Origin of the sequence: Paenibacillus sp. FSL R7-0652 (assembly GCF_038595045.1) — a bacterium.
Taxonomy (GTDB): Bacteria; Bacillota; Bacilli; order Paenibacillales; family Paenibacillaceae; genus Paenibacillus.
Genome location: NZ_CP152001.1, coordinates 2604092 through 2622055 on the forward strand (window position 1 = coordinate 2604092; position 17964 = coordinate 2622055).

General features: G+C 47.0%; 14 protein-coding genes and 1 pseudogene. 12 read left to right on the top strand and 3 right to left on the bottom strand.

Features of this window, described 5'->3' with window-relative positions; genetic code table 11:
• Window positions 1-119 precede the first annotated feature (119 nt).
• Genes MKY97_RS12020 through MKY97_RS12035 form a run of 4 tightly spaced genes read left to right on the top strand, consistent with a single transcriptional unit; the run spans window position 120 to window position 5522 of the window.
• Entirely contained in the window at window positions 120-1025 is a 906-nt protein-coding gene (locus tag MKY97_RS12020; RefSeq protein WP_342555643.1) for a sugar ABC transporter permease, read from the top strand.
• Window positions 1025-1849 carry a carbohydrate ABC transporter permease gene (locus MKY97_RS12025; protein ID WP_342555644.1) on the top strand — a complete coding sequence of 275 codons (825 nt, stop codon included), beginning with the start codon at window positions 1025-1027 and terminating at the stop codon, window positions 1847-1849. Before MKY97_RS12020 ends, MKY97_RS12025 begins: the two co-directional genes overlap by 1 nt.
• Before the next feature lie 5 nt (window positions 1850-1854).
• Window positions 1855-4410 carry a hypothetical protein gene (locus tag MKY97_RS12030; protein WP_342555645.1) on the top strand — a complete coding sequence of 852 codons (2556 nt, stop codon included), beginning with the start codon at window positions 1855-1857 and terminating at the stop codon, window positions 4408-4410.
• Window positions 4411-4445: 35 nt separating this feature from the next.
• A complete protein-coding gene (locus MKY97_RS12035; protein WP_342555646.1) occupies window positions 4446-5522 on the top strand; it encodes a glycoside hydrolase family 88 protein in 1077 nt (358 codons plus the stop codon).
• A gap of 91 nt (window positions 5523-5613) precedes the next feature.
• Here MKY97_RS12035 and MKY97_RS12040 read toward each other — a convergent pair whose 3' ends face one another.
• From MKY97_RS12040 to MKY97_RS12050, 3 genes are read right to left on the bottom strand one after another with little or no spacing between them, the layout of a single operon-like run.
• A complete protein-coding gene (locus MKY97_RS12040; protein ID WP_342555647.1) occupies window positions 5614-6600 on the bottom strand; it encodes a substrate-binding domain-containing protein in 987 nt (328 codons plus the stop codon).
• Window positions 6597-8183: a response regulator gene (locus tag MKY97_RS12045; protein ID WP_342556308.1), complete on the bottom strand. Its 1587-nt coding sequence runs from the start codon at window positions 8181-8183 to the stop codon at window positions 6597-6599. The genes MKY97_RS12040 and MKY97_RS12045 overlap by 4 nt, the downstream gene beginning before the upstream one ends.
• A 5-nt stretch (window positions 8184-8188) precedes the next feature.
• Window positions 8189-10003 carry a sensor histidine kinase gene (locus MKY97_RS12050; RefSeq protein WP_342555648.1) on the bottom strand — a complete coding sequence of 605 codons (1815 nt, stop codon included), beginning with the start codon at window positions 10001-10003 and terminating at the stop codon, window positions 8189-8191.
• A 244-nt stretch (window positions 10004-10247) separates the two neighbouring features.
• Here MKY97_RS12050 and MKY97_RS12055 point away from each other — a divergent pair, with 244 nt between their 5' ends.
• The 8 genes and pseudogenes from MKY97_RS12055 to tnpA all read left to right on the top strand — a co-directional run bounded on the left by MKY97_RS12055 (window position 10248) and on the right by tnpA (window position 17961).
• Window positions 10248-11273, top strand: a complete 1026-nt coding sequence (locus tag MKY97_RS12055) for an ABC transporter substrate-binding protein (RefSeq protein WP_342555649.1) — start codon at window positions 10248-10250, stop codon at window positions 11271-11273.
• 146 nt (window positions 11274-11419) lie between these two features.
• The gene (locus MKY97_RS12060; RefSeq protein ID WP_342555650.1) at window positions 11420-12952 is read left to right on the top strand and encodes a sugar ABC transporter ATP-binding protein; all 1533 of its coding nucleotides are present in this window, start codon (window positions 11420-11422) and stop codon (window positions 12950-12952) included.
• 4 nt (window positions 12953-12956) lie between these two features.
• Window positions 12957-14000 (top strand): ABC transporter permease, encoded by a 1044-nt coding sequence (locus tag MKY97_RS12065; RefSeq protein WP_342555651.1) that lies wholly within the window; start codon window positions 12957-12959, stop codon window positions 13998-14000.
• On the top strand, window positions 13990-14964 hold the full coding sequence (gene yjfF, locus MKY97_RS12070) for a galactofuranose ABC transporter, permease protein YjfF (protein WP_342555652.1): 975 nt from the start codon (window positions 13990-13992) through the stop codon (window positions 14962-14964). Before MKY97_RS12065 ends, yjfF begins: the two co-directional genes overlap by 11 nt.
• Before the next feature lie 37 nt (window positions 14965-15001).
• Window positions 15002-16051 carry an ABC transporter substrate-binding protein gene (locus tag MKY97_RS12075; RefSeq protein ID WP_342555653.1) on the top strand — a complete coding sequence of 350 codons (1050 nt, stop codon included), beginning with the start codon at window positions 15002-15004 and terminating at the stop codon, window positions 16049-16051.
• 99 nt (window positions 16052-16150) lie between these two features.
• Complete coding sequence (locus tag MKY97_RS12080; protein WP_342555654.1) at window positions 16151-16678, top strand: AAA family ATPase; 528 nt, start codon at window positions 16151-16153, stop codon at window positions 16676-16678.
• A 23-nt stretch (window positions 16679-16701) separates the two neighbouring features.
• Window positions 16702-17169 carry a DUF2691 family protein gene (locus MKY97_RS12085; RefSeq protein ID WP_342555655.1) on the top strand — a complete coding sequence of 156 codons (468 nt, stop codon included), beginning with the start codon at window positions 16702-16704 and terminating at the stop codon, window positions 17167-17169.
• 409 nt (window positions 17170-17578) lie between these two features.
• A pseudogene (tnpA, locus tag MKY97_RS12090) lies at window positions 17579-17961 on the top strand (IS200/IS605 family transposase).
• Window positions 17962-17964 lie beyond the last annotated feature (3 nt).

Here is a 17964-nt window from a genome sequence, read left to right on the forward strand (position 1 = left end):
TCAAGCCAAACATAAAGCCACATACAAAACATAAAGTCACATCGGAATCACATAAGGAGGCTTGACAGTTCCAGTTAAGCCTCCCTCTCATAATGAAGTCATAAGGAAGGAGCACGCAGATGAGTGAAAGACAACGATCCAATCATAAAACATTGGCAGGACAGAACAGGAAGCTCGTCATCGCTCCATATCTGTTTATACTTCCCAATCTCTTGATCTTCAGCACCTTTATCGTATTTCCATCGTTATTGGGCTTGTACTATTCTTTTCATGTCTATGATGGACTGAATCCGATGAAGTTCAATGGACTGGACAACTATCTCAAGATATTGACAGATCGGGAATTTTGGTCAACGATCGGACGAACTGGCGTCTATGCCGTCATAGTTGTTCCGCTCATTTATGCGGCGGCTCTAGGCATTGCCCTGCTGCTTGCGCGCGAGATTCGAATGCGCGGATTCTTCAGAGCCATATTTTACTGGCCAACGATGATTTCTTACATCATCGTAGGTTTGACCTGGAAGTGGATTTTCGGAGATTCATTTGGCATTCTGAATCATCTGCTCACGATGGCAGGTGCGGAGCCGGTAGGTTTCTTAACGTCATCGTTTTGGGCCAACACAGCTGTAATTATTGCGACAGTATGGTCACGCGCGGGCTTTTTCATGGTCATTTTCATCGCAGGCCTGCAGGCAATCCCTACAGATTATTATGAGGCTGCCCGCTTGGATGGAGCGACAGGTTCGAAAGTGTTTCGTTACATTACGCTCCCGCTTCTGAAGCCTACGAGTTTACTTGTTGTTATGCTTTGTCTCATTGATGCGTTCAAGGCATTTCCACTTATGTTTGCGCTTACAGGCGGTGGGCCAGGCAAAGAGACAACGTTCATTGTTCAATACATTTATGAGATTGGTTTCAACAGGCAGGAATTGGGTCTGGCCAGCGCGATGTCCGTGATTCTGTTTATTCTCATTGGTGGGTTCTCGGCACTTCAATTCCGTTTATCGAAAGGAGGAGCTGTCTGATGGTCATGAAACCTATAGCCAAAATTACAATCTACAGTTTGTTAAGTGCGGCCGCAGTATTGTGGCTCCTGCCTGTGCTGTGGGTGGTGATCTCTGCCCTGAAGACGAATAGCGATCTGTACAGTTTTCCTCCCAAGTTATGGCCGGATCCAGTCACCTTCGAACATTTCAAGGAGGCTTTCAAAAAAGGCGATTTCGGTTTGTATTTTATGAATAGTACCATCGTAACGCTGTCCTCAACGCTGCTGCTGCTCCTGATCAATTCCATGGCTGGTTTTGCACTCGCGAAGTATCGATTCCGGGGAAGCTCGATTATATTAATTGCATTCATCTCAACACTTATGATTCCGATTGAGGTTATCATGATTCCCATCTTCAAAGTGCTGAGTGCACTTGGTTTATATAACAGTCTGCTTGCAATCATTATCCCGCCTGCAGCCACACCGACAGGTGTGTTCCTTATGCGCCAATATTTGCTGACCGTACCCGATGAGCTGCTGGAAGCGGCACGCATGGATGGAGCAGGAGAATGGAAAATTTATTGGAGCATTATTCTGCCTATAGCCAAACCGATCCTTGCCGTACTCGCCATCTTTTCTTTTATGTGGAGATGGGATGACTTTGTATGGCCGTTAATCGCTATTAGCGATCCATCCAAATATACGATCCAGCTTGCGCTCTCTAATTTTATTGGTGAATACAACGTGGATTGGGGAAGCCTGCTTGCAATGTCCGTCATCACGATGCTTCCGGTATTGATTGTTTTTATGGTTTTCCAGCGTTATTTTGTCAGCGGCATGATTACTTCAGGAATGAAAGGATGAGTTGAATGTTAGAATCTACCCGCAGCGGGATGCACACTTTGAATTACAAGCCAATGAAAATAGGCAGCAGTCAGGTCATTAATCACTGGATAACCAGCGGGATCTATACAGAGCCTGTAGCCTTTGTTCCAACTACAATGGAGGGAGATATTAATGATTGGCTTATCGATGGTTTTGCCATTCATGAGAACCCGTGCAGGCAGGAATTTGTTGAAATGAGGAGATCGCAGGCTGCGCCCCGGTTTTTTGAACAATGGAGTGAGTTTCCGAGCCCGGGAGACCCATTCAATGGAGTGAAAGCTAAGATGCCATGGGAGATTTATTCTCCCTGGGGCAATCCGCGAGTAGAGAAATCAGGATTCTGGTTTGTACCCACCCATCTGCGCAGTTATGCGGCGACACGTCTCGTCTCTCCGACCGGCCATAAGGCTTCATTCCGGATCAAAACGTACGGAAGTCTCTCCTTGTGGATCAATGGAGAACAGGTGACTGACTTTGCGCCGCTCGTTCGCAACCAGGAGCAGGAGATTATTATAGATGCTGAGCTTTCCGCAGGAATCAATGAAATCTATGCCTGCTGGGAGGACCTGGCCGAGCGAGATACGATGTATGCCTTTGCGCTCGATTATCTTGGCAATGAAGAACTGCATATTTCGCTGCCTATTGCTTCTCATTTAGTGGAGCCTGTGCAATCCGCAGAGCGTGCCTTGGAACAGGCTCATTTTCCCTCAGATCTCTTTCGGGGCGAGCAGATTAAGCTTAGACTTCCGCGTCCTCTGCCAGATACCGTTAGAGAGATAGATATCCAGTATGGGAACTTCTTTGATGGCACTGAAAACAAGACGATACAGATCGCTGAGAAGGAGAAAGATCTGGTTCTGGGCCATACCAATGAAATAGGCCATCATTACGTGTACTTCACGCTGACCATTTCAGTTTCAAACGTAACACTGACGAAGAAGTTCGGCTGTCAATCCTACGATACCGGTTATGATGAGGCTGCTCTGGAAGCTGCGGATATTGAAGCTCGCAAATCTCTGGCTCTGCGATGTATTGCCGAGAAGGGCAGTCCTAACATTCATACGGCGATTGCCATGTTAAAAACCAATGGTAATAGGCAGGAAGCGGAGAAGATGCTGCTTGAAGGTGTAGAAGGCATTGAGCAGCGGAAGGATTGCAGTGATTTTTATCTGGTCGGGTTGTTTCGCCTATGGAGAGATGAACGAAACAGCGGTTTGTTCAGCGAGTCGTTCTGGAATCGGGTAAAAGCGAGTATTTTGAACTATCGATACTGGATTGACGAACCCGGCGATGATGTCATGTGGTTCTTCAGCGAAAACCATGCGCTGTTGTTCCACACGAATGAGCTGTTAGCGGGACAGCTGTTCGGGGAAGAAGTGTTCACGAACAGTGGTGAATCCGGTGAAGTACACCGTCAAAAAGCAGAACAGAGGCTTGCCTTATGGTTTGAGCGCTTCATGGATGAAGGCTTGGCAGAATGGAACTCCAGCGCATACATTCCGATTGATGCCGTCGGACTGCTGCATATCTATGAATTTGCACACAATGAACAGCTCCGGCAGCAGGCGAAAAAGGCAATGGATTTGTTATTTTATTATATAACGGTGCAGATGCATCAGGGTGTGATGTCTACAACGTTCGGCCGCAGCTATGAGAAGGAACTGCTGGGAAGTTATGCTGCGGGAACAACTTCCATGTGCTGGATCGGTTATGGAGTCGGTCATGTCAATAATTATTCGATCAGCAATGTGGCGCTAAGTTTATCCGATTATATTCCTCCAGCGGCATATCAAGAGCATCTGACGCTTGGGGAAAATCAGCAGCTGACGTTCACCAATCAGCAGGGTAAGGGAGGGTACGCCAAGCTCTATCATTATCGAACAGCGGAATATGCCCTGTCTTCCATTGTAGGCTTTCGAGCAGGCAAGCCGGGGTATCAGGAGCATGTCAACCACCTGTCTCTATCGCCTGAAGCGCAGGTCTGGGTGAATCATCCCGCCGAAATATACAAGCATGGAGATGGCCGCCCTTGCTTCTGGGCCGGGAATGGCATCCTTCCCAATGTTGTGCAGCATGAGGGCATAGCTCTGATGATGTTTGATATTCCGGCAGATCAGACTGCGGATTGGACACATGCTTATTTTCCGACGAGCTTTTTCACAGAGTGGGTGAAGCATGAGAACTGGGTTTTTGCCCGTCTGAATAAAGGATATGCGGCTCTCTATTCAGCTAACGGGATGAGTATGGAGAAGAACGGTGTAACGAGAGAGCGTGAGCTTATTTCTCATGGATTGCGTAATGCCTGGATCATAAGAGCAGGAAACGAACAGCAATTCGGATCATTTCATGCTTTTATCAACCAAGTTCGTTCGGCAGGCCCACAATTCGACAGTACTTCTCTGACGCTCAGCTTGACTGATCCTGTATATGGTTCGATAGAGTGGGGAATGAACAAGCCTTTTCTTATTCAAGGAGAGGAAATCATACATGGCGGTTACGGAGTAAGGGGACAGCTGCAGATCCAGAACATGACGCGTTGAAGTCTGCGTAATAAATCTAGGGAGTGAGGGCTAACATGCTGAATCAAGAACTGCTTCTGGAGAAAATAAGCAAAGTATCCGATGCGATGAAATCGATGAAAAACACAAGTATCAATGAACAATTTCCCATTGGACTAATCGACATCCATCTATGGGAATGGCCGCAAGGGGTTGGACTTTACGGCCTTCTTCAGCTCTATGAAACGACCCAAGATGCTGAGGTGCTGCGTTTTCTTGAATCTTGGTACGATGCAAGACTGAAGGAAGGGCTGCCCGAAAAAAATGTAAATACCTGCGCTCCGCTTCTCACTTTAATGTCGCTAAGCCAGCTGACCGGGAACAAGGAATACGAACGTGTCTGTGAAGAATGGAGCAGCTGGATTATGGAGGAACTGCTGCGAACCGGAGATGGTGCGTTTCAGCATATGATTACGGGGGATGCCAATGACGGTCAGATTCTGATTGATACGCTTTTTATGACAGTGCTGTTTTTGGCCAAAGCAGGGGTGCACTTCAAGAAAGCATCGTATGTAGAAGAGGCCAAGCGGCAGTTCCTTGTGCATATTAAATACCTATACAATAAAAAAACAGGGCTGTTCTATCACGGCTGGGATTTCAATGAGCATCATAACTATGGTGCGGTTCATTGGGGAAGAGGTAATGCGTGGTATACGGCTGGAGTTATGGATTTCCTCCATATCATTCCCATCGAAGACGGACTGAAGGCTTATCTTCTGGATACAGCGACGGCGCAGGTCAGAGCACTTAGCAAACTGCAGCATGAGGACGGGATGTGGCACACGGTGCTGGATGATCCTGATTCGTATAAAGAAACCTCGGCAACGGCTGCATTCGGGTACGGTATTCTGAAGGGAATCCGTTATGGCTACCTGGATGAGTCCTATCGGAATACCGGTATGAGAGCACTTGAAGCCGTGCTGCGGCAGATCGATACGACTGGAGTTGTACAGCAGGTATCATACGGAACTCCTGTAGGGCAGGATGCTGCGTTTTATAAAGAAATACCGATCAGTCCAATGGGTTATGGACAAGCACTTACGCTTTTTATCCTGATTGAGGGACTGCGTGCTCCAGAAATCGATAATGGATGAATCTTGTGTCAGGAAATGATGAAGTAAAGGATGAAACGGTACCCCATAGAGTGGACTCTTTAAGGTCGCTCTATGGGGTTTTTCTATTGATCTATTGGTTCTGGTTTGCCTCTGTAATTTCCGTTATTCCTGTATCCGTGAATTCCTCGATTTGAATTCCTTCAGCTGCACGGAGTAGTGCTTCGATGATTTCTGTTCCCCACACCCGCTCATTTTGCGAAATGACGGCTGACAGCTGCCCATTCAGCAGTCCTTTTTCACTGATCGGGCTGTCACCAAAAGCAATAAGATGCCGATTCAGACCTTTTGCTTTCCAGACGAGGGCAGAGGCTGAGACGGATATAAAATCCAGCCCAACGACGGCATTAAAATGGGGGTGGGCGTCAATCATGGATTCGATATCATTCACGGCTCGATCTTCGCTGCCCTGATTGTACTTGACCTCCAAAATTTCAATGTCGGTTTCACTGCGAATATAATCAACGAATCCGTTCAGCCGCTGCTGCAGACCCTGCATCTCTTCCAGACCGCTTTCGACCAGAATCATGCCTTCATCATGGAGCAGTCTTGTTGTGGTCATCGCGAACTGCTGCCCTGTACGATAGTTGTCTGCTCCGATATAGGCAGTCCGCTTGCTGGAAGGCGCATCGGATTCAAACGTGACAACAGGAATACCGGCTTCTCTGGCTTTGTTAATTGCAGGAGTGAGCGCGGCGGCATCTACAGGTGAAATGGCGATGCCGTCAACCCGCTGCTTGATCATGTTCTCCAAAATGCGAATCTGCTGCTCCGTACTCGCTTCATCGGGGGCATTCACGGCCAGCGTGATCTGATGTTTCTCAGCAGACTGCGCAGCATCCATCGTGATCATCTCGTAAGCCCTATGTGTCATCGGGTAGATCATTCCAAATGTTTTGTTTTCTGCAGGCCTTTCAGCGGGAGAAGCCGCATGAAGATTAATCTCTTTGGTCCTGGAATGCAGATCAACTGAACCGGAAGCTGCCATTGAACAAGAAGTTATGGTTAATGGAAGCAGCATCACAAGCATGAACAAGCAGGTCTGTTTGACTTTATTCATAACACGGACTCTTTTCTCTGATCTGATTGTGGTTCCTTGAATACGGTTGCCCCCTGCGTGCGGTATTCTTTCGGCGTAAATCCCGTTGTTTTTTTGAATATATTCGAGAAATAGTGCGGATCATTATAGCCAACCTGATAAGCAATCTCAAAGGTCTTGTTGTTCGTTGTTTTCAGCAGTTCCTTGGCCCTGCCGATTCTTACCTGAGTTAAGTACTCTGTGATTGTCTGACTGGTTTCCTGGCTGAAAATTTTACTGAGATGACTAGGGCTGATGCGTACATGTGCAGAAATCATCTTTAACGACACCTGCTCGTTATTATAATGCTGCGAGACATATGCTTTGACTTGATCAATGACATCACTGTATTTACCAGAGGATTCGGCTCTCCACTGCCATAATAGATTCAACAGTGAGCATAGATACTGCGTACAGCTTTCCCAGTTTGAAATCCTCTGAATGATCTGCTGCAGATTCCGGATATTTTCGTCTGGGTTGGCACTCGTTCGAAACAGCTGATTTGCGAGTCGAAAAGACTCAAGGGTTAGATCATTTAACAGATAGAAGCCATAGGATGAGGAATTCCAGTCAATCGACTGTAATGGAGCAGCGAATTCTTGTATAAAGCTGTGCACCAAATGCGGGTCGCCAATCTTCAGAAAATCAAGAAATCGACTGCGATCAAGCAAAATATGGGTTTTCTCATCCAGATGAAGTTCACGGAGCGAAGCTTTGTTCTGCTGGGTCAGACGGGCAAAATACTTGTCTTCATCCGCCTCCAGGTACGAAACATGAATCCCCTGCAGACGCTCCTGATTACTGCCAATACCGATAGTGATGCTGCAGTGGAACTGCTGTTCCAGTTCCACGCGTACCTGCCCTCGAAGCTGTTCCAGATAAGCCGTGATCCGATCCTCCGCATTGGATTTGAGCAGCAGCACCAGCTCGGTTCGGCTCCGAATGTAAGGAAGAAGTTCGACATGAGTGCCGCAGATGTCCTCAAGGACACGCCGTACTTTATTCAATAACAGCTCCGGATGCTGAGCATCATCCTGTGTTCTGATATCCACAATAGCGATGGTGTAGACTTTGGCTGAAAGAGGGAGCGAAAGCCGCTTGGCTGAATCGATGGCATCGGTTGTACCGATAAGTCCGCCGCATAGATCGGCAAGCAGCCTTTCTTTGGTCATCGTGAGGCTTGTCAGCTGCTGCTGCTCTTCATCGATTTTTTGGCTGACTTGATGCAAAATGTGAAGAAGATCTGCCCCGCTGACGGGTTTTAGACAATATTCGGTGACCCCCAGGCGGATGGCCTCTTGAGCATAACTGAATTCATCATGACCGCTCATAATAATAATCTTGATCCCTGGCTTCTGCCCCCGGACGATGGAGGCCAGCTCTAACCCGTTCATAAACGGCATTTTGATGTCGGTAATGAGAATATCAGGTGCCCATTCTTCGATTAAAGGCAGGGCAAGTTCCCCATCCGGTGCATCTCCGCAATAGTGAAAACCTTCCTTTTCCCAATCCACGCCGTTACGTATGTTTTCACGAATACCGATTTCGTCATCGACAATCATCACCTTTTTCAATGCCGAACCTCCTTGCTTTTTGGAATGCGAATCTTAAATGTACTGCCTTCCATATAGGTGCTGTCCATCTCAACACCGTAGGACGGGCCAAAATAGAGTCGAATCCGGTGATGCACATTGAGCAGACCGAATCCGCCTTCCTGTTCATTTCCCAGAAGCGAACGAGAGCCTGCAGGCTGTTCCAGTTCTTCTCTCAATTGGGCCAATCGTTCAGGGGTCATGCCGGCGCCGTTGTCCTGAACGGTAAGCACGATGCTCGTATCGTCAGCGTAACCTCCTATAGACACAAGCCCTTGACCACGTTTGTTCTTAATGCCATGGTAGATGGCGTTTTCAATCAGGGGCTGCAGCGTCATTTTCAGAATCGGATACTCCTGAAGTTCAAGATCTACTTTGATTTCGTATGTTAAAATGTCGTGATATCTCATCTGCTGAATAACCAGATAATTTCGGGCATGCTCCAGCTCGGTCTGGATGGATACCCAGTCAAAGCCTTTGTTTAGACTCAAACGAAAGAACCTGGAGAGGGCTTGAACCAGTTGGATCACACTTTCTTTTTTTTCGGCTTCGGCCATCCAGATAATCGACTCCAGCGTATTGTATAGAAAATGCGGATTAATCTGAGCCTGCAGCGTTCGCAGTTCAGCTATTTTGACTTGTTCATTTTCTTTGATGCTTTGGTCAATCAGCGTTTTAATTTTCTCCAGCATGATGTTGAAACTTTGCCCTAAGTCCGCAATTTCGTCCGATCCCGTGGGAGCAACCTTCACCTCAAGGTAACCGTTCGCCGCCTTTCGCATTTTATTCATCAGAATCTGAATCGGATGAATAAGCCGGTTGTTCAGGAAAAAGTACAAAGAAATAGCAAAGAATGCGCTTAATGAAACACTGATAATAATTAACTGGCGAATGCTGTTGGCCTCGGCAATAATCTCTTGAAAGGGCGCAGCCCCGATAATTTTCCACCCGGTCTGCTTGGACGTGCTGTATACGACAAACTGAGGTTTGGACCCTGCAGACAGATTAAAGCTGTCCTGCTGTGCGTGGAGAGGAAATGAGTTGATCTGGTTGATGATAGCCAGAGAAGCCTGGTCAGCAGCTGGTTTAAAAAGTGTTTGTCCATATTGATCATTAATATAAAAGAAACCCGAATCTTTGATAGTCGTTGTTCTCAAAAAATCATCAATGAATGCATCATTCATATCAATCACAATAAAGCCGATCACTTCGTGAGTAATGCGTTCTTTGACCGTAGATATAATTGAAAGCGCATTCTGTTTAGGGTATGCGAATCCATCCAACCGGTTGTGCTCGGCATAGGGTGCTGCATGAGGTATCCGCAAAATGGCATCAGGGTACTGGACCAGATACTGAAAATAGGGATTTCGAAGCGGGTTGCGCTCCAGCTTGAATACTCCTTTTCGTTCACTGAGCCCTTTGCCATAGAAGTTAACAAATGAAATATTGAGCACTTTGTCATATTTGTAGGTTTCCCGGTAGAGATTGTAGGTCTGCAGGATGGCTTTGGCTTCGGTATATGACTCGGATTGGGAGTACAAATACTGAAGAACTTGTGGATTTTTACCCAATTCCAGCAGCCGCTCGGTATCTTCGAACATGATGTCAATGTTTCTGGCAAGCTGATCCGCAGCCAGCTGTGTGGAGGCTTTGTTATGATTTGAAACGACAGTATAGGACTTTTGGTAAGATATCAATCCAACGATGATTAGCGGTACAGAGCTGAGGATGATGAACATGCTGAGTAATTTAAGCCTGAGGCTTGAAGCAATCCATTGAACAATTTTCAACATATTCCACTCCATCTGAAGGGATCAGGATCAAAAGGTAGCATTATTATAACATGAATTTGAACGATGGAAGCTCATCGCAAAATAGTACACGATAAACGAAAAAAATTACACATTTTCATAACATGTCCTCCACAATTACTAAATTATTACATAAATTCCGCATGACATTCCATGTCCGTGAACGTTGTAAGCGTTTTATAATGTGGTCACACCACATAAGGTGAACATAACAAGGGAGGATCACATGATGCGAAGCAAAAAAAAGTGGGGACTCACCATCGCACTGGCGATGGTTATGATGGTCAGCACAGCTTGTAACAGCGGTAATGGGGCAGCCGGCACAGATCCAGGTAAACCGGCAGGGGAAAACGGAAGTGCGCCGGCCAGCGCCAAAACGATCACACTCGGTTTCAGCCAGGTTGGTGCGGAGAGCGGCTGGCGTTCAGCGAACACCAAATCGATTCAGGATTCAGCCAAAGAAGCCGGTTATGATCTGAAGTTCTCGGACGCGCAGCAGAAGCAGGAAAATCAGATTAAAGCACTGCGTTCCTTTATTCAGCAGAAAGTGACGGTTATTGCGTTCTCTCCTGTGGTCGAGTCTGGTTGGGATACGGTCTTAAAAGAAGCTAAGGATGCAGGTATCCCTGTCATTCTGACAGACCGGGCTGTGGATTCACCGGATAAATCGCTGTACAAGACGTTTATCGGTTCTGACTTTGTAGAAGAAGGACGCAAAGCGGGACAGTGGCTGAGCGATCAATATAAGGATACACAGGAAGAGATCAATATCGTTGAACTGCAGGGGACAACGGGTTCTGCACCTGCGAACGATCGGCAGGAAGGTTTTATGGAGGTCATCGGTTCCAACCCTAAACTGAAAGTCATTGCCTCACAAACGGGTGACTTTACCCGTGCAAAAGGTAAAGAGGTCATGCAGGCCTTCCTTAAAGCCCATAAAAAAATCGATGTGCTTTATGCACATAATGACGATATGGCGCTGGGTGCAATTCAAGCAATTGAAGCTGCAGGATTGAAGCCGGGCGTAGACATTACCATTATCTCCGTCGATGCTGTGAAAGATGGCATGCAGGCAGCTGCCGATGGCAAAATCAATTTTATCGTGGAATGTAATCCACTTCTCGGACCTCAATTAATGGAAGCTGTTCAGGCCGTGGTGGACGGTAAAGAGATCGAAGCCCGCATCGTTACGGATGAAACGACCTTCACATCCGAGCAGGCCAAAGAAGCGCTCCCGACACGCGAATATTAATAAGTACAAGCGGTTAACACCGAAAAGTCATTTTTCGACCTGACTGTCGTAAATGACTTTTTTCTATCCGGTATCATTTTTCCGGCATGACTTTTTCATCTGATGAGTGCTTCGCTGTGCGATTTTGATATAAAGGGGAGGATTACATGGATGCTGTGCATGCACCCATACTGCAAATGACAGGCATCACCAAGCGTTTTCCAGGAGTCAAGGCACTCTCGAACGTCAGCTTTCGTCTGTTTCCAGGAGAGATTCATGCGCTGATGGGCGAAAATGGAGCTGGAAAGTCAACGCTGATCAAAGTGCTTACAGGCGTGTACTCGATAGACGAAGGCTCGGTGACCATGGACAATCATGTCCTTGTGATATCCGGGCCGCTTGAAGCTCAAAGAGCGGGAATCAGCACGGTGTATCAAGAGGTGAATCTCTGTCCGAACTTGACGGTGGCAGAGAATATTTTTATCGGGCGCGAGCCGATGAAGTTCGGCAGAATCAACTGGAAACAGATGAACCACGATGCGGAGAAACTTTTGCGGGAAAGATTAAATCTCGTAATTGATGTGAAGGCGCCTCTGCAGACGTATTCGGTAGCAGTACAGCAGCTCATCGCGATTGCAAGAGCGCTGAGTATATCCGCCAAAGTACTTATACTGGATGAACCGACATCCAGTCTGGATAAAAATGAAGTGCAGCAGCTGTTCCACATTATGCGCAAGCTGAAGAGTGAAGGGCTGGCTATTCTGTTTGTGACTCACTTTCTCGATCAGGTATACGAAATGTCCGACCGTCTGACCGTACTTCGCAATGGGGAGCTTGAAGGCGAGTACACTGCCGCAGCGCTGCCGCGTATGGAGCTCGTGCTCAAGATGATCGGCAAAGAGCTTGAGATTCTGGAGGAACTCCCCAAACAGTCGGGTGAAGGGAAACCGGAGACAGAGGAGGGCACAGACGCGGGTGAAGTCATGATCACGGCGACTGGACTGGGACGAAAAGGTGCCATAGAGCCGTTTGATCTGACAATTCGTAAGGGTGAAGTTGTGGGACTGGCAGGTTTGCTCGGTTCCGGTCGAACGGAAATCGCTCGTCTTATCTTTGGCGCAGATCGTGCGGATGAAGGCAGGCTGCTCGTCGCCGAGACCGGAAATACAGTAAAGTCGCCGCGGCATGCCATTGATCAGCACATTGCTTTCTGCTCGGAGAATCGCAAAACGGAAGGCATTATCGACGACTTGACGATCAGGGAAAACATTATTCTTGCGTATCAGGCGACACGGGGCTGGTCCAAACCGATTTCTCGTAAAAAGCAGGATGAATTGGCTGAGAAATATATCAACCTGCTGCAGATTCATCCTAAGAACCCGGAACAGCTGATCAAAAACCTGAGTGGCGGCAACCAGCAAAAAGTACTGCTTGCACGTTGGTTATTGATGAACCCTGATCTGTTGATTCTTGATGAGCCCACACGCGGCATTGATATCGGAGCGAAGGCGGAAATACAGAAGCTGGTGCTTTCACTATCAAAGCAGGGGATGGGTGTACTGTTCATCTCCTCGGAGCTGGAGGAAGTGATCCGGGTCAGTGATCGGGTAGCTGTACTGCGAGACCGGAAGAAAGTAAAGGAACTCACCGGAGAACAGATCCATCAGCAGCAAATTATGAAAGCGATGGCAGGAGGTTGACGTAATGATCAGCAGAATGCGAAAACATCATTTGTTTTGGCCGCTGTGTATGCTTGGTTTACTTTTATTGTTTAACTTGATCTATTCGCCCGATTTTTTCTCGCTTGTGATGCGTGAAGGCAATCTGTACGGCAGTTTAATCGATATTCTTAATTTTGGAGCACCGCTGATCCTGGTATCGATCGGAATGACCTTGGTGATTGCAACTGGCGGCATTGATCTGTCCGTAGGTTCCATTGTTGCCATCTCGGGTGCCATGGCTTGTATGACGATCAGCAAAGGAACAGATCAAAGCTCGTTCTGGCTCGTCCTGAGTGCTCTTGCTTTATCTATTGGTCTTTCCATTGTTTTGGGAGTATGGAACGGGGCACTGGTATCGGCTGCCCGGATTCAGCCCATTATCGCCACGCTGATTCTGATGGTAGCTGGACGCGGTATAGCCCAATTGATCACAAGCGGACAGATTATTACAGTGTCCAATGAACAGTACAGGTATATTGGCGCAGGTTCACTTGCTGCCCTGCCGTTTTCCATTTTCATCGTACTGACTGTGCTGCTCATTGCCGTGCTGCTGACTCGGAAAACAGCGCTTGGGCTGTTTATTGAGTCGGTCGGGAATAACGCACGTGCCAGCCAGTTGGCAGGCATTCGTTCCAAAACGGTCATTCTCGCCGTTTATGTGTTCTGCGGTCTCTGCGCCGGTATTGCAGGACTTATCCTCAGTTCCAACGTTTCGAGTGCAGACGGGAACAACGCGGGACTCTGGTATGAGCTGGACGCCATTCTGGCTGTCGTGATCGGCTGGACTTCGCTGAATGGGGGACGTTTCTACTTGATGGGCACGGTGGTTGGCGCACTGATTATCCAAACCTTAACCACAACGATTTATATGATTGGCGTACCGCCTGAGGTTACGCTGGTTGTCAAAGCTTTTGTTGTACTCGCCGTATGTTTAATTCAATCCGATGCTTTCCGCAAGTCCATGGCAGACCGACTGAAAAAGCGGAAGTTTCCAGCTGAACAAGGGGTGAATCGTCATGTATCTTAATCGAAAACTTCTCCCGGTCCTGGTCACCTTTGGCTTGCTGGCCGTCATGATTGCCATTGGCTCGTTCCGTTACACCGGTTTCTTCTCCACGCAAGTTCTGTTCAATCTGCTGATCGATAATGCCTTTCTGATCATTACGGCGATTGGCATGACCTTCGTAATTGTATCCGGAGGAATCGATCTGTCCGTTGGTTCGGTCATTGCGCTGACAACAATTATTAGTGCAAGCTTGGTTGAGAAGCAGGGCTGGTCGCCCGCCGTGGTCATTCCTATGGTGCTCGTTATGGGTGCGGTGTTTGGCACATTGATGGGAGCGATCATTCATTATTTTAAAATTCAACCTTTCATTGTCACACTGGCAGGAATGTTTCTGGCAAGGGGGCTGTGTTATGTTATCAGTACAGACACCATTACCATTACAAACTCGTTCTATACGAATGCTGCCCAGGCCAAAATCCCGCTGCCGGGCGGCAGCTTCCTTTCTATTAATGTGGTCATAGCCGTGATTGTACTGCTGCTCGCCATTTTCCTTGCTCACTATACTCGTTTCGGACGTAATGTATATGCGATTGGCGGTAGCGAGCAATCGGCTGTGCTGATGGGACTGCCGGTAGCCCGTACCAAAATCTTGGTATATACGTTCAGCGGTTTTTGTTCCGCGCTTGCAGGTGTTGTCTTTACATTTTATATGTTATCCGGTTACGGATTACATGCGATGGGTCTTGAACTGGATACGATTGCGGCGGTTGTCATTGGCGGTACACTGCTGACTGGCGGTGTCGGTTATGTGGTAGGCACGTTCCTCGGTGTATTGATCCAGGGCGTTATCCAAACTATAATTAGTTTCGAAGGCACGCTCAGCTCGTGGTGGACCAAGATTGTGATCGGTTTGATGCTGTTTGTCTTTATTTTATTTCAGCGCCTTCTGAGCGAGCGGCGTGTATCTGCCAAGTCGCTGCACTGAAGAGGGGCGTCAACCAGGATGGAGGAAGGAACAACACATGAAGAATATTGTGAGCTGGTTGTGTGTGCTGCTTCTATTGTGTATTGCGGGCTGCACTGCATACGAGCCTGAGCCAAAGCCCCTTCCTGTTCCATCCAACGTTGATGCGCTGCCATCCGTCGAGGAGTGGATGCAGTCGCGGGAGTACAGTGCACCTTCAAGAGAGTCGATTATACTGGGTTTTTCACAGCTGGGTACAGAGAGTGCCTGGCGCATGGCCAATACAACTTCTATTCAGGATGCCGCTAAGGAATCCGGGATTACACTAATTTTGAAAAATGCAGAACAGTCTCAGAAGAAACAATTCGAGGCTGTTCGTTCTTTTATTAAGCAAAAGGTGGATGTTATTGCTATTGCACCGGTCGTGGAATCCGGCTGGAATGATATTCTTCAGGAGGCAAAGCAGGCGGGAATTCCGGTAATTATCGTCGACCGGTCTGTAGATGTTAAGGATACCTCTCTATTTGTAACCACGATTGGTTCGAACTTCTATGAAGAAGGTGTAAAGGCCGGGAAATATATTCAAGACCGATTGCGAAATGTGCCGGGAACGATTCGCATTGCAGAACTGCAGGGTACAAGTGGATCAACTCCGTCGATCCAGCGTGGAGAGGGTTTTAGAAGTGTATTGGGTTCCAAAGGAAATATTTTATTTTCACAAAGTGCTCCTGCTGATTTTACAGAGGACAAGGGCAGGCAGGTTATGAACGGTTTTCTTCAAGTGTCGGAAAAGGAAAGGCCGCAGGTTCTTTTTGCTCATAATGATGAAATGGCCTTCGGTGCGATTCGTGCGATCCAGGAGGCTGGATTGAAACCCGGAGAGGACATTGTCATTGTTTCGGTAGACGGCTCGCGAAAAGCGCTGGGCATTCTGGCGAATGGACAGATTAACGCAGTGGTGGAATGCAACCCTCTGCTGGGGCCGCAGCTTATGCAGGCGACCAAGGAGATCATTGCCGGACGCACGCTGCCCAAACGTATGGTGCCCCGGGAGGATATATTTACTAAAGAAAGTGCCAAACGTGAGATGAATAATCGAAAATTTTAACTGTTGAAATCCTGTTGGACAAATCCGACGGGATTTTGCATGATTATTGAAGGTAACGCAGTACGCAGTTAATAATAATCGTTATAGAGGAGTGATCGTATGATCATCATGATCAATGGCGCATTTGGTTCCGGTAAAACTTCAGCTGCAGCGGCACTGCAGCCAAAAATCGAAAACAGCATGATCTATGATCCGGAAGAGATTGGTTATATGCTGAGAAAGCTTCTTCCAGAGGAACATCGACAGGAGGAAGAGTGTACAGACGATTTTCAAGATATCGAACTGTGGAGAGTTTTGACAGTGAAGACGGCCAGAGAGATTAAGCAGAAATATAATAAACATCTCATTATCCCCATGACGATCTATAAAAATGTAAACTTTGATTACATCTATAGTGGGCTGAAAGAAATCGACCATGACCTGCATCATTTTTGTCTGACAGCGTCTTTGGATACAATCTACGAGCGCTTGGCTAAACGGGGAGATCCATTCGGCGGCTGGCAGTATCAGCAGGCCCCCAAGTGTGTTGAGGCATTCAAAGCGGATCAGTTTGAAACTCGCATTGCCACGGATCATCTGGATACGGGTGGAGTGGTAGATCTGATTTTGCAGAAAGTCAAAGGCTGAAGAGCTGAGGAGGCAATCTGAATATGAAGAGAGGTATACAATTCCACATTCCTAATGCTTATGGCAGCTTTTTGGGAGAAATTCTTAAACCGATCGGGATATCGAATTATGACTGGTTTGTTGGCGGGGGAGAGTCGTATGTTGTAGTTGATGATACGCTGGGAGAAAGTCTTTTCCCAAATCATGCTCCCTGCATGACGGGAGAAGAGCTGCAGCGCATTGTGGAAGATCAGAAGTATTATTTGATCTTTGCGGATTTGAAGGCCTTCCCGAGAGGGGATGCAGTACCGGATGTACAGACCTATAAAGATTACGCAGAGAGTGATTGTCAGATCGCACTTCTTGTCATCGACAGTTGTTACACTGCGGTTTACATGAAAGATGCTGAGATACGAGAAGAATTATACAATCATGTGCAGCGACTGGGCTGTGAAAGGCTCGATTATATTACCGATGAGAACGACAATCGAACCCGGATATCTGTCTGGTAAACGCAGCAGACCGTATGGGACGCGATTATCCTGAAGATGGATAGACCAATATTTAGTTTAGGAGTACAATTGAATGTAAGGAATTGGAATGCTGCGCAGGCGAAAAGCTGGAGTTGAGGGGGATTTTTAGTAGGTATGTATACGGTTACAAATCAAGGGGTGCATAAATGTTGTCTAATTATTATTGGAATAACCAGATAGAGTATCGGCGAAAGACGCGATGGCTCTATTACAGAATCCCCGAACGAGAAAGCCCAATTCTTTAGAGGTGGGATGAAAGTGAGGTCGGATACGGAGTATCACTATTGTGATGCTTCAAGTATCCGAAATGTCTGTGTTTTTAATTTTTGCAAGCTTGTTTCAATTCATCTATGTAAACTGATATAATATAGATATGGAATAATATGGAATAACAAACACAACCGTATCTTTGTTGAACTATCATTTGTGTTCTGCCCTCGATACAGGAGAAAGTTATTTCTCAAATCAGATGTAGAACAGCGCTTCAAGGAATTGGTGCATGAGGTATGTACAGAGCTTGAAATTGTGATTGTTGCCATGGAGTGCGGCAAAGACCATATACATATGTTTCTCAATGCACTTCCAACTTTAAGCCCTGCCGAAATCATGGCAAAAATAAAAGGAGTCACATCAAAAAAACTACGAGAGGAGTTTCCACACCTTCTGCATTTGCCCAGTTTGTGGACACGTTCTTATTTTGTCTCTACTGCTGGAAATGTATCAAGTGAGACCATCAAGCGTTATGTTGAACAACAAAAGACAAGGGGGTGAAGC

Bases quoted from the DNA above. Each gene is read 5' to 3' on its own strand.
- MKY97_RS12030 (WP_342555645.1), top strand. From the start codon at position 1,855: ATGTTAGAATCTACCCGCAGCGGGATGCACACTTTGAATTACAAGCCA.
- MKY97_RS12065 (WP_342555651.1), top strand. From the start codon at position 12,957: ATGATCAGCAGAATGCGAAAACATCATTTGTTTTGGCCGCTGTGTATG.
- MKY97_RS12085 (WP_342555655.1), top strand. From the start codon at position 16,702: ATGAAGAGAGGTATACAATTCCACATTCCTAATGCTTATGGCAGCTTT.
- MKY97_RS12080 (WP_342555654.1), top strand. From the start codon at position 16,151: ATGATCATCATGATCAATGGCGCATTTGGTTCCGGTAAAACTTCAGCT.
- MKY97_RS12020 (WP_342555643.1), top strand. From the start codon at position 120: ATGAGTGAAAGACAACGATCCAATCATAAAACATTGGCAGGACAGAAC.
- MKY97_RS12040 (WP_342555647.1), bottom strand. From the start codon at position 6,600: ATGAATAAAGTCAAACAGACCTGCTTGTTCATGCTTGTGATGCTGCTT.
- yjfF (WP_342555652.1), top strand. From the start codon at position 13,990: ATGTATCTTAATCGAAAACTTCTCCCGGTCCTGGTCACCTTTGGCTTG.
- MKY97_RS12055 (WP_342555649.1), top strand. From the start codon at position 10,248: ATGATGCGAAGCAAAAAAAAGTGGGGACTCACCATCGCACTGGCGATG.
- MKY97_RS12075 (WP_342555653.1), top strand. From the start codon at position 15,002: ATGAAGAATATTGTGAGCTGGTTGTGTGTGCTGCTTCTATTGTGTATT.
- MKY97_RS12025 (WP_342555644.1), top strand. From the start codon at position 1,025: ATGGTCATGAAACCTATAGCCAAAATTACAATCTACAGTTTGTTAAGT.
- MKY97_RS12050 (WP_342555648.1), bottom strand. From the start codon at position 10,003: ATGTTGAAAATTGTTCAATGGATTGCTTCAAGCCTCAGGCTTAAATTA.
- MKY97_RS12060 (WP_342555650.1), top strand. From the start codon at position 11,420: ATGGATGCTGTGCATGCACCCATACTGCAAATGACAGGCATCACCAAG.
- MKY97_RS12035 (WP_342555646.1), top strand. From the start codon at position 4,446: ATGCTGAATCAAGAACTGCTTCTGGAGAAAATAAGCAAAGTATCCGAT.